The organism is Aeribacillus sp. FSL K6-8210, assembly GCF_037963925.1.
Classification (GTDB): Bacteria; Bacillota; Bacilli; order Bacillales; family Aeribacillaceae; genus Aeribacillus; species Aeribacillus composti.
This window is the reverse complement of record NZ_CP150172.1, coordinates 3,312,536-3,324,749: the sequence shown is the minus strand read 5'-3', so window position 1 is coordinate 3,324,749 and position 12,214 is coordinate 3,312,536. Positions and strand designations below refer to the sequence as shown.

Below are 12,214 nucleotides of genomic sequence, written 5' to 3'. Positions count from 1 at the left end.
CCGAAAAAACTTCTAACAGGAATGCTCCTTTCAAATAAGTTCAATTAGTGTGTTAAATATAATTGTTACTGGAAATAATATGGAAACTATCTTTGTTAAAGACTGCTTTGTAACAATTGTTAAGCTTAAACAAATTAGAAATAATGACCACAAATTAAATAATTCAATTTTCGATAAAAATATTTGCACAAATTGATTCATGTTTAATCCTGAAAATAGGTAGGCCAAGCTGGTGACAGGAATATGATATTGAGACGGATCAGATAACATGTATTTTATACCGAGCCCCAAAACAACAGGGGATTGAGCGATGATGACAAATCTCAATAATTCCCTGAATTTTACTTTCAATTTTACGATGGAGAGAACTATTTTTATTAAGGCTGCAAGTAAAAGAATATTAACGAAAAATAAGAAGACTTGCATAATTGCAGCAAAAATAGTAAGAGCATTTTTAAACGATTGTGATGGATTGTTTCCTAAAAGATCTGCTATATATTCGGATTCCAATAAATTTTGACTTATAACAATACTTATTGCGGCAAACAATATAACTAATGTCAAAGTAGCTAGTATTCCTAGTTTTTTTTCATTATGTATGTTCAATAAAGTTTTTTGCGGCGAATAAATGATTTTAAATGGATAAAATATCCTTTTGATAAAAACATGACTAGGGTTTCTTACCAATTGCTCTTGCTCTTCAAGACGCATTATCAAATCACCTGCTTACATAATTTAATGAGTTTTAGATATTTATTTGCTAAAAAACAATGTCAATATTTCATATGATCACAATGCTCCGGCTTGTTGTTTAAAGTTTTAGAGAGAAGAGAAGAATTGATATATTTTTGGTAGAATTTACAATTTCTTCTTCTTAATTCAAAATATATTACAAATCTTCTAAAAAAACATCGGTATTTTCCACAAAAAATGATGTGGAAAATACCTATTTTTAGAAAAAACAATGAAAAAAACTGTCATTTATTGTAAAATTTTTACTATAAATACTAGTTGAAGGAGGGATAAAAAGCGAGAATCGATAGGATTCACTGAACTTTGCATTCGCAAAAGAAAAGATTGGATTTGGATGTGTTCTCTCACTTGTGTATATATGAAAAACAGACGGACAGTTAACGGAAAAGTAAATGAGTTTTTGGAAAAACACTTGTTTAGCTCTAAGCTTTAAAAAAGGCATCTTTAAACTGTTGCGCCTTTAGAGGAAAATGATTTGGAAACGAAGATTATTTTTTTCGAGATGTGTATACGCTTTTAGTCTATAATCGCTAATTGTTTATGCTGGTGCCAATGTACATCTGATTTTAGTGAAGCTAGTCTAAATACATTCTGTTCTAATTGAAATTCTTTTAATGGAAATTTTGTGAATTATTCTCACATCTGTTCTCTTCAATATTTTTTAGACTTATAAAATGCTTTAAAAATAAAAGGGTGTTTATATTGAGTTTTCCGAAAAAATCAATTAGGGTGAGTGACGATCTAAAATCTTCGAAGAAGATGGCTACGCTTAAATGCAGTCAGAACTGGGCATTGTAACTTCCTGATAACTTTGCCGAGATTAGGATGATTGAAATGAAAATTAAAGTACTACTGGTAGATGATCACTTACTAGTCTTGTTAGGAATCAAACAATTATTAGAACACGAATCAGATCTTGAAGTTGTAAATACCATTTGCGACCCTGCCGGCATCAATGCAGCAATATCAAAAAATCATCCGGATGTTGTGGTAATGGACATAAGAATGAAAGGCTACAATGGAATTGAGTTGACAAAGAAATTAATCGAAAGCTATCCGAATCTGAAGATTGTCATATTATCAGCTTATAACGATGATGAATATATTGACGCATCTTATCATGCCGGTGCTTATGCGTTCATTACGAAGGAAAACTCTGCTACAGAACTTGCAAATGCGATCAGACAAAGTTTTTTGGGCAACAATATCATTCCTAGAAAAAAAATAGAATATCAGATCACTATTTAACCAAAACTGAGTTAGAAATTTTAAAGCTGATTTCTGAAGATAAAACGAACGCAGAGATCAGTGATATTTTGATGGTAAGCAGAAGAACGGTCGAACACCATGTTTCATCAATTATTAAAAAGCTGAATGTGTACTCAAGAGTTGGTGCAGTGGTAAAAGGAATAAAACTAGGACTATTAAAAACTATTTAAAATCGATATATTTTGTCCAAATCGGAAGCCTACATTCCAGCATGTAGGTATTCAAGACATAGATATTGTGTCTGAACTCAATTGCGCTTTAAACAACAAAACCGCTGTACCGTGTGTGAGAGTGTCTATCAAACATAGTGATTCTCTTATTTTTTAAAGCCGAAATGTATAAACTTGACTTTTCTAGGTGGAGGATTTAGCAAAAAGACCTATTTGTTCTCTCAATTTCATTCTTAAGCACTATTCAGAATAGGACATTTTATCTATAGGAAGATAAAGGTAAATATGTTATTTTTAAACAGAAAATTTTTTAATATTTTGAATAGGAGGAATCAAAAATGAAAAAGAAATTGTTTATTGAAGAATTGGAAGTAAGGCAATCTAGCTCTCCGTTATTTGTGAGCCCTATTGTGGATCCGGGATATGCCACAACGTTAGCTTTAGGCGAAGAAGGAGGATATACAACTCAAGCTATCGGGGAAGAAGGCGGGCCAATTGTTACCACATATGCACTTGGCGAAGAAGGCGGTTTTATAAAATAGGTTTTGCAAAAGTTGGACAAGCGCCCCAGAGAATGTTTTCTGGGGCGCTAAAATTCGGAAAATTCTCATTTATTTCATCGGAGGTGCGAAATGGCGGAAGTATCTGTTGGTATTATCGGTTCACAATTTGAAAGGCATTGTCTTTATTTACAAAAGGAATTGGTTCGACAAGGCGCCCAAGCATTCATTTTAGATAATTCGCCGGATGTCCCCTACCCCTTAAGCTTTGGCGGTGAAGACAGCCATTATGAAAACCGTGATTTATCGGAAACGAACGTTTACTTTTTGAGAGCATTATTTGTTCCTACTCCTGCATTCGATACTTCTCAAATAAAGGAACAAATCAAGGAGAATGGATTTTTGGCATATGCGGCGGAGCGGGAGAGATATGCTGCTTGGCTGTCTTGGTTAAAATCTTCCTCTTACTTCGGCAGACTCATCGTCAATCCTGTTGATACACTGCTCATTCATTTTGCAAAGCCTTATCACCTTGAGTGTCTAAGAAGAGCAGGTATTCCCGTTCCTAAAACGTTAGTAACCAGCAATCCGGAAAAAGTTTTGGAATTCAGCCATAACTGCGATGTCATCTATAAACCCGTTGCTGGAGGAGCATTGTGCCGTCTATTGACAGAGGAAGATAAAAAACCTGAAAGATTAGAAGCATTGAGCACAGCACCGGTGCAATTCCAAGAATACATACAAGGCCAGGATGTACGTGTATTTGTCCTGGACGGAAAAGTCATCGCATCATTTATCATTGAGGGAGAAGGAATTGATTATCGTGAAGGCGCCCATCAAGTCAAACCCTTTGAGATAACGCCAGAGATCGCTCAGTTATGTATAGAGGCATGCGAAACATTAGGGCTTATTTTCAGCGGAATTGATTTAAAACTACGTCCAGACGGTTCTGTTATATGCATTGAATGTAATCCAAGCCCAATGTTCGAAGGATTCGATCGGGTTGCCCCTGTTTCAATTGTTTCCCAGCTGGCTTCATACTTGATCCAACAAGCCATTCTTAAAGAGGAAAATAAACTGAAAGTGAGAAACTGACGTTTGGAGAGGGAGTATTTGTGAATTACTCACAGTCATTTCAAAAACCGTTAGTATACAAAATAGGAAAGATAAAAGAAGATCGGTACTGGATTGAACGACCGGATGGACTTTTATTGCAAATAGATAACTATTCAAAAAAATTGTTGGAGCAGTTGGCAAACAAAGAGCCTATATCTTCTATTGCAGATAAAATGGAAGTATCGGAGAAGGAAATTTTACTATTTCTTGAAAAGTTAGGCATCGATAAGGATGCAGCCTTTTCCCTTATTGAAGAAAAACAATCTGATTTTGAGCCGGATCAAAAGCCGCTCATAACCTATTACAATCCTTGGCTGGAGCGTAAATGGTTTAACTGGATTACCGCAGGTGCTGTTTTGATTTCGATCATCAGCACCGTTTTGTTCATGATCAACACTCCATTTTTTCTCGTCACCGATCTAAAAGGTCAATGGATCATCGCCGGAGTTTTAACATTTTCAGTCCTCATCCATGAGCTTGGGCACTTATTAACAATGCCGCGTACAGGGAACATTTCCATTTCTGTTCAATGGTCCGGGCCTGTCCCGTTATTTAGCATTGTTTGCAATGAAGCTTGGAAGCTATCAAAATGGCAGCGCATGCGGATCAACATCGCGGGCTTTACGGCAGATTTGATTGTATGCGGATTAACATCAGTGATCGGCTTATGCTTTGCACAGCTTTCACCATGGATTTGGTCCTTTCTTATTGTTCATATGTTTAGAATGCTGTTTGCGATTTTCCCGCTGCTTCCTGGAGACGGCTACTGGATGATCGTTGATCTATTGAATGAGCCGAATTTGTGGAAAAATGCAATAGATCAACTAAAGAAATTGAAAATTAATTGGCTTTCCTTCTATGCTTTTGTGCGGATTGCCTTTCATATCTTTATTTGGATTTTATATACGTATTTCATTTTTTGGTGGTCAGCTATCATATTCACAAGGCCGTTTGAAGACGTTCTTTTATTCTTTTTACAGCCTGCGCCGTTGTTGTTATTCCTGAACCTTTTCTATCAGCTGATTTTCATTACTTCCCTCGGAATCAAGCATATAAGGCGGCTGGACAAGGCGGAACGGGCTCTGGAACGGTAACGATTTTTCGCCATTTTATGAAAATCATAACTTAATGATTCGCCATAAACGGCTCTCGAGTTGTTGAAAAGATTGCAAGAGTGGAATTTTTGAATGATTATTCCCGGAACGGAGCCAATCTTGAACATAATTTAATTGATTTTTTTTGAAAAAATATTGACAAAAAATTCAATCCATGGTAATCTTTAAACCGCAGTAAATCAATAGGAATAATTTAGGTTCGATCAGACAACTGAAGGGCCTTGCAATGCTTGGAAATAATATATTTTCAGGCGTGCAAGGCCTGTTTTTATTTAATTTAAAGAAATTGGTTGGACCATTGAATGTCTGAACCAAATGCGTTGTAAAAAAGGAAATGGAGGGGTGGTTCATAGTGTCACACAAGTTTTTAGTACATAATGTCGGCGATTCTGTGGGAGTCGCAATAGAAGACATTGAAGCAGGCGAGCAAATCCAAGGGGTCATCTTGGAAGACGATTCAGTTGTTTCAGTAAAGTCTAGAGATTTTATTCCTCTTGGTCATAAGATTGCTTTAGTGGATTTGGATGAAAACAGCAAAGTAATTGAATATCGCGTACCGATTGGTGTAACTACAAAAAAAATCTATAAAGGGAGCTATGTTCATACTCATAATTTAAAAACGGCGAGGTGGAAATATGGAGAATAAAATTTGGGGTTATCGCAGAGAGAACGGAAGAGTTGGTATTCGGAATCATGTAGTGATCATGCCTGTCGATGACATTTCTAATGCGGCAGCAGAAGCGGTTGCTAAAATTGTTCCTGGTACTTTAGCGATCCCGCATGCATACGGGCGATTACAATATGGGCCGGATTTAGACTTGTTTTTTAAAACGATTATCGGCAACTGTTCTAATCCAAATGTAGCAGCTGTTGTTGTGATTGGTATTGAGCCTAACTGGACAAATCGAATTGTTGAGGAGGTACAAAAAACAGGCAAGCCGGTAGCTGGATTTTCAATTGAACGTTATGGCGATTTGTCTACGATTGAAAAAGCAGCTCGAACAGCACAAAAATTTCTGCAGGATGCTTCTGAAATTCGCAGAGAGCCTGTGGAATTATCAGAAATTTTAGTGAGTATTAAATGCGGAGAGTCGGATACGACAACCGGGTTAGGATCATGCCCTACGGTAGGAAATGTAGTTGATCGTTTAATCGACGAAGGCGGAACTGTTTTGTTCGGTGAAACCTCCGAATTAACTGGCGGCGAGCATTTAATTGCAGAGCGTTGTGCCACTCCAGAAGTAAAACAAAAATTTTTAAGCCTTTATCAAAACTATGTTGAAGAAATCGCATCAAAAGGTGTTGATCTGCTTGGCAGCCAGCCGACAGAAGGAAATATAAGAGGCGGCCTCACAACAATTGAGGAAAAGGCGCTCGGCAATATCGAAAAAACAGGCACAAAACCGGTGGTTGATGCTTTAGGACCTGCGGAGGCTCCAGTAAAAGCGGGATTGAATTTTATGGATACCTCCTCTGCAGCAGCTGAATGCATTACTTTAATGGCAGCTGGAGGGGCGGTCGTACATTTCTTTCCTACCGGTCAAGGCAATATAATTGGTCATCCAATAGTACCCGTTATTAAGCTTTCGGCAAATCCAATTACAGTTTCTACTATGTCAGAGCATATCGATGTAGACGTTACAGGATTATTGAAACGGGAATATAATCTCCAGCAGGCTGGCGATTTGCTGCTTGATATTTTGATCCGAACAATAAACGGACGTTTAACTGCAGCGGAAACATTAGGGCATAGAGAATTTGTTTTGACGAAACTTTATCGCAGTGCATGAGCGGAGGAAAGTAATGAAAATACTAATCTCTGAATATATGCCTGAATCCGGGATTAACAGGATGAGGAAAATAGCGGAGGTCGAATACAATCCGGATTTATGGAGAAATAAACAGGAATTAATAAACAAAATAATAGATGCAGACGCATTAGTCGTTCGAAACCAGACAATTGTTGATCAGGAAATACTGGATGCAGGGAAAAAATTAAAGGTAATCGGCAGATTAGGAGTCGGGCTTGATAATATAAATTTACTTGCAGCAAAACAACGTAATGTAAAAATCGTCTCCGCCAAAAATGCCAATTCGGTTTCAGTAGCAGAATATGTTATGGCCGTTATTTTAACGGCATCGAGGCCTATCATACAAGCCGGAGAAGACGTTAAAAAAGGAAATTGGAATAGGAAATTATTTACGGGAAATGAGATATACGGGAAAACATTGGGATTAATCGGAACGGGAGAGATTGGCCACAGGCTTGCTAAAAGAGCCATTGCATTTGGAATGAAAGTGATCGGCTATGATCCTTATATAAGAGAATTCGATTATCCTTTTTCTGAAACGGGGATTACAAAGGTTGAATTAGCAGAGGTCTTAAAAGAGTCCGACTTTGTAAGCATTCATGTTCCGCTAACGAATGAAACAAGAAATTTACTTAGTACGAAAGAATTTAACTTAATGAAAAAAAATGCAATTATTATCAACACTTCTCGCGGGGGAATTGTTGATGAATCCGCCTTATTCAAGGCGGTGGAATCCGGGCAAATAGCTGGTGCTTACTTAGATGTACTTGAGAATGAGCCGGTCGAAAAAGACTATTTTCTATTAAACAGCAGCAAGATTACTGTAACTCCGCATATTGCTGGATTAACAGAAGAGTCCCAAGAACGAATCACTAACATTATTTCAGATGAAATTATGAAAGTACTTGAGGGAAAAGAATCACTATTTTTAGTTTCATCTGATTTTTAAAGGGTGAGTGAAGTTTGACTGTTTATGATGCGAAAGCTCTAAAAAAATTTGTTGAAGATGTTTTGGTGAAGCAAAACGTTAAAAAAGAGAATGCTGAAGTTGTAGCAGATTCATTAATAAGGGCAGATCTTGAAGGTATCACAAGCCACGGAATCAGCAGATTGCCGATCTATTCAAAACGTTTAAAAGAGGGGCGGATTAATCCGACCCCGTCCATAAAAATACAAAAAAAAGGGTTATCCATTTTAACTGTCGATGGAGATAACGGATTGGGCCAGATTGCATCATATTATGGCATTAAAGAGGGAATCAAAACAGCAAGAGAAACGGGAGTTGCTGCCATCGCCATTCGAAAAAGCAATCATTTTGGATGTGCATCATATTATTGCAAGGCAGCTTGCGATGAAAATCTTGCAGCAATTGTGATGACAAATTCTCCGCCTGGGATTCCGCCTTGGGGAGGCAAAAAAGCTTTCTTTGGAACGAATCCGATAGCATTTGGCTTTCCAGTCAAAAACGGACCGGATGTTATTATTGATATGTCTGCAAGCGTCGTTGCAAGAGGCAAAATTATAGAAGCGGCAAAGGAAGGAAAAGCCATTCCAAAAGGCTGGGCAATCGATCAAAGAGGCAATGATACGGAAGATCCTGCAGAAGCATTAAACGGAGCCGTTCTTCCTTCGGGAGGAGTAAAGGGGTATGGCTGGGCTTTGGCAGTGGAAATATTAACAGGGCTATTAACAGGTGCTGCTTACGGCCCACATGTCGAAAATATATATGACGATAACGGCCAAATAGCAAATGTAGGGCATTTTTTTATTTTAATCGATATAGAAAAATTTATGCCTGTCGATCAATTTACCTCTCTTCTGCAAAAAATGCTTTTGGAAATGAAAGCTGTTCCTAAAAAAGAAGAAGTCCATACAATTTTGTACCCTGGGGAACGAAGAGAACAATCTTATATTCATAAATTACATTGTGGTATTCATTTATCTCAGGAAGTGGAAAAGGATTTAGTGCAGCTGGCTAATCAGTTGCATTTGGAATTTCCTACCACAGGTGATCATTATGTTTGAAAATATTCGTTTTGATCGTTCCACTGTTCCGAATAAGATTGTTGAAGAATTGAAATCACTTATTCAAGAAAATAAGCTGAAACCCGGGGAAAAGCTGCCGTCAGAAAGAGAGCTTTCTCTTAAATTAAATGTGAGTCGAAATACAATAAGGGAAGCTTACAAAGTTCTCTCTACGCTCGGATTTATTGAAATTAAACAGGGGAATGGCGTTTTTGTAGCGGATGGAACGAATAATTTAGCTCAATTAGCCAATCATTACTTTGTCAAAAGCGACCAATTTGCAGATTTATTTGAAATAAGAATGCTCATTGAAACGCAAGCGGTAGTATGGACTGTTGAACGGGCATCCGATTCGGAAATTGACGTTTTGTATCAGTTTGTGAGAGAGACTGTACAATTAATCAGCGAAAATAAAGTGAATGAAAAGATATTGTCTGAACGAGATCACAAATTTCATATTAGAATTGCGGAGCTTTCCAAGAACGCAATTGCTTATCGGATAATGAACAGTCTCACTAGCCTTTTTAACAATATCAGGGTGGAGACATCTAAAATACCTGATCGGATGCACCATTCGTGGCTGGAGCACTTAGAAATTGTCGAAATGATCAAAAAACGCGACATAATTAGGTCAAGGAAAAGTATGGAGAAGCATTTGCAAAGTGTCGAGCAGACTTTAGAAAACGCCAAGAGGGATAACGGCTAACATATGACATTTAAGTTTATTTCCGAGAAAAAATCGACGGGTTCACCGCTGTATTGTTCGGCCTCTTATCGTTAAATGAAAAGCAAAACTCTATCACCCTTATATATGAACTGATGTGCCTTAGCGCCGACGCTTGCCGTTTCGCTGATTTTTATAGCAAAAATATATTGTCAGGCGCCATTTTTTCCGAGATTCATTGAGATTCTTCTTGTGCTATTTGGAATTGGCTGTTTTTTGAAAGGAAAAAGGCAGAGCTGCCAGCAGGAAAAATTCACCTCACCTTCATTTATTAAGCTTCTTAATTATAAGCATAGGCTGTGCAGCCAGTCCGTCAGCGGTATCCGTTCGCTGGATTTTTTTATGATGATGAGGAACTTATCCTAGAACCAGGCTATTTAAATTCTGAAGATTTTACGAAAGATGTACAAAATGAAACGGAAGTATAAACAAAATTAGCCGAAAAGACCAGAATCCGCAAATGACATGAAGGCCATTTTCTATTAAAATGATTTTAAGATTTAAAATAGATAGAAATGGTAAGCAAAAACAACAGAGGAAGTTTTCTGTGTTGGCAACACCAAATCGAATAGTTTAATGGGGAGTGTTTTCGAAAAGACGGGAGTCAGGATGCACTCCCCAACTATTTACTGTAGGGGGAATTTTTTGTGGCAGAAACAATTGCACCAATGACGGCAAAACATTTGGAACAATGTATTGAACTATATATGAAAGTTTTTAATCGTGACCCTTGGAATGAAAGCTGGACATATGAAACGGCTAAAGAAAGGCTTACAGATTTGCTGCATACTCCGAAATTCACAGGATTTTTTTGGGAAATCGATGGAACTCCCATTGGTTTTATAGCAGGGAACAGCAAGAAAACATATCAAGGAATAACTTTTTATTTAGCGGAATTATGCATCAATCATGAAATTCAAGGTAAAGGCTATGGCTCTAAGCTTCTCCAATATTTAGAGAAAGATTTACAAAAGAAACAAGTTAAAAGCATTTACCTCTTAACATCCACTGGAGGACTTGCAGAAAGCTTCTACAGAAAAAATGGTTATGCTGTGAATAACAATCGAATTGTGATGAAAAAAATTTGTTTTAGACAGTTTTTTCCTAGCTAAAATTTTATCCAGCCAATTTTCGGTCTCCACCAAAGAATCATGCAATCACTGTGCGCATATGAAACCGAATGAGATAATGTTTTAAAACGAGAAAGAATTCAGATTTTGTCAAGTGCTATTCCCCACGCTTATGTTTGGGGAAATTTTTTTTGTGATTGACAAAAAATAACGGTAAATAGTTAAATATATTTAATTAAATATATTTAACTATTTATTGGGGGATTTTATGGTTAAAGACAGCATTGCGTTTATTGCAAATTATTTGTGGAGGGAATCGATTAAAAATTTACATATGCATTTGACGGAGGCGGAGATTAAAAATTTCAGCAGCAATGACTACTATTATTTAACGACTATTTACTATATGGGGAAACCCAATTTTTCTCAGGTGGCAAAAGCTTTGAACCTGACGAAGCCGGCTGTTTCAGCGATGATTAGAAAGCTGTCAAAAATGGGCCTTATAGAAAAAATACAATCGCAGGAGGACAAACGAGTTTATTATGTAAGTGTTACAGAAAAAGGAAAGAACATTGTCGAAGGTGATGAAAAACTCTACAAGAAAATTGACTTGCAAATAAAAGAGTGTTTAGGAAGCGATCATAAATATGAATTTCTGGAAACTTTATTGGCAGAAATCGTTCGTTATTTGCAAAAAACAGATCGCTAATGCATCATATACATTTTTACATGGAGGAGCTGTTCATGAAAAGGAGTTTTGAGGGTAAATCCGTTATTGTCATAGGCGCTTCAGGGGGATTAGGTTCAAGCTTTGCAAAAGCTTTTGCCGATAAAGGTGCAAGGCTTCTTTTAGTTGGAAGGAATGAAGAAAAGGTTAAAAAGACAGCAGAGCAAATAACTGGAGATATAACAACAGCCGTTTTTGACATTACTGATTTACAATCGATTGAAGAACTGAAAAATATTGTAAAAAGGTGGTCGGCCCATATTGATATTGTCGTCAATGCTTCGGGTTATGACGTGAGAAAGTCTTTAGCTGAGCATAGTTATGAAGAAGCGAAGAACACGCTTGATATCAATCTTTTAGGAGCGATTCTTATAACGAAGGCATTCCTGCCGCATATGAGAGAACAAACAGGCAGCACGATTGTGCATATCGGGGGATTTGCAGATGGCCGCTTGGCTTTTCCTTATTATAGTGTCGATGCTGCATCACGTGCAGGGCTGTTCACATTTATTGAAGCTGTAAACCGTGAATTGGAGTTGGAAGGCAGTCAAGCAAGGGTTGCCTTTTTTTCGCCAAGTCCTGCAGATACTGAAGCTGAAAGACCATTTCATCCGCTTTGGAGGAAAATGGGTGTTTCCATTATGCCTGTTGAAAAAGTGGCAGAGGATTTGCTTAAAACAATTGAAAAAAAGAAGACAGTACGAATTATGGGAGGGATGTCCACGATCCTTTTTGCCAAGCTTAACTCCATATCGCCGAAGCTGGCTGATGCTATCATGATGAAAAATATGGAAAAATGCTTCAACAATTTTTTTACAGGACAGAGGATTGCGGACAGCAAAAGCCGAATAGGCATAAAAGAGGCTATCTCCGCAAGATTGCTGTCATTCTTATTATTGCCTCGTTTATTTTGTATGGACTAGCCGCCGTTGTC

Annotated in this window: 14 protein-coding genes; 13 read left to right on the top strand and 1 reads right to left on the bottom strand. The window is 37.4% G+C overall.

Annotation, left to right across the window (positions count from 1 at the left end):
* Positions 1–30: 30 nt before the first annotated feature.
* On the bottom strand, positions 31–711 hold the full coding sequence (locus tag NSQ41_RS16175) for a YIP1 family protein (RefSeq protein WP_339210351.1): 681 nt from the start codon (positions 709–711) through the stop codon (positions 31–33).
* An 876-nt stretch (positions 712–1,587) separates the two neighbouring features.
* On the opposite strand from NSQ41_RS16175, the gene NSQ41_RS16170 reads away from it, so the two are divergent.
* The 13 genes from NSQ41_RS16170 to NSQ41_RS16110 all read left to right on the top strand — a co-directional run bounded on the left by NSQ41_RS16170 (position 1,588) and on the right by NSQ41_RS16110 (position 12,203).
* The gene (locus tag NSQ41_RS16170) at positions 1,588–2,001 is read left to right on the top strand and encodes a response regulator transcription factor (RefSeq protein WP_339210348.1); all 414 of its coding nucleotides are present in this window, start codon (positions 1,588–1,590) and stop codon (positions 1,999–2,001) included.
* Complete coding sequence (locus NSQ41_RS16165; protein WP_339211646.1) at positions 1,983–2,192, top strand: LuxR C-terminal-related transcriptional regulator; 210 nt, start codon at positions 1,983–1,985, stop codon at positions 2,190–2,192. Before NSQ41_RS16170 ends, NSQ41_RS16165 begins: the two co-directional genes overlap by 19 nt.
* Before the next feature lie 338 nt (positions 2,193–2,530).
* Positions 2,531–2,734 (top strand): hypothetical protein, encoded by a 204-nt coding sequence (locus NSQ41_RS16160; protein WP_063388395.1) that lies wholly within the window; start codon positions 2,531–2,533, stop codon positions 2,732–2,734.
* Positions 2,735–2,824: 90 nt separating this feature from the next.
* Complete coding sequence (locus NSQ41_RS16155; protein WP_144598179.1) at positions 2,825–3,787, top strand: ATP-grasp domain-containing protein; 963 nt, start codon at positions 2,825–2,827, stop codon at positions 3,785–3,787.
* A gap of 20 nt (positions 3,788–3,807) precedes the next feature.
* On the top strand, positions 3,808–4,902 hold the full coding sequence (locus NSQ41_RS16150) for a hypothetical protein (protein ID WP_327848808.1): 1,095 nt from the start codon (positions 3,808–3,810) through the stop codon (positions 4,900–4,902).
* Between the two features lie 373 nt (positions 4,903–5,275).
* Positions 5,276–5,569 carry a UxaA family hydrolase gene (locus tag NSQ41_RS16145; RefSeq protein WP_242513790.1) on the top strand — a complete coding sequence of 98 codons (294 nt, stop codon included), beginning with the start codon at positions 5,276–5,278 and terminating at the stop codon, positions 5,567–5,569.
* Complete coding sequence (locus tag NSQ41_RS16140; protein WP_066248079.1) at positions 5,559–6,713, top strand: UxaA family hydrolase; 1,155 nt, start codon at positions 5,559–5,561, stop codon at positions 6,711–6,713. The genes NSQ41_RS16145 and NSQ41_RS16140 overlap by 11 nt, the downstream gene beginning before the upstream one ends.
* Before the next feature lie 13 nt (positions 6,714–6,726).
* The gene (locus tag NSQ41_RS16135; protein WP_063388400.1) at positions 6,727–7,683 is read left to right on the top strand and encodes a hydroxyacid dehydrogenase; all 957 of its coding nucleotides are present in this window, start codon (positions 6,727–6,729) and stop codon (positions 7,681–7,683) included.
* A 14-nt stretch (positions 7,684–7,697) separates the two neighbouring features.
* Positions 7,698–8,759, top strand: a complete 1,062-nt coding sequence (locus NSQ41_RS16130) for an Ldh family oxidoreductase (protein WP_130157224.1) — start codon at positions 7,698–7,700, stop codon at positions 8,757–8,759.
* Complete coding sequence (locus NSQ41_RS16125; RefSeq protein WP_339210346.1) at positions 8,752–9,465, top strand: FadR/GntR family transcriptional regulator; 714 nt, start codon at positions 8,752–8,754, stop codon at positions 9,463–9,465. Before NSQ41_RS16130 ends, NSQ41_RS16125 begins: the two co-directional genes overlap by 8 nt.
* A gap of 665 nt (positions 9,466–10,130) precedes the next feature.
* Positions 10,131–10,595 (top strand): GNAT family N-acetyltransferase, encoded by a 465-nt coding sequence (locus NSQ41_RS16120; RefSeq protein ID WP_339210343.1) that lies wholly within the window; start codon positions 10,131–10,133, stop codon positions 10,593–10,595.
* Positions 10,596–10,821: 226 nt separating this feature from the next.
* Positions 10,822–11,262, top strand: coding sequence for a MarR family winged helix-turn-helix transcriptional regulator (locus tag NSQ41_RS16115; RefSeq protein ID WP_094244519.1), 441 nt, complete (start codon positions 10,822–10,824; stop codon positions 11,260–11,262).
* Between the two features lie 35 nt (positions 11,263–11,297).
* Positions 11,298–12,203 (top strand): SDR family NAD(P)-dependent oxidoreductase, encoded by a 906-nt coding sequence (locus tag NSQ41_RS16110; protein WP_339210341.1) that lies wholly within the window; start codon positions 11,298–11,300, stop codon positions 12,201–12,203.
* The last annotated feature ends 11 nt before the right edge of the window (positions 12,204–12,214 follow it).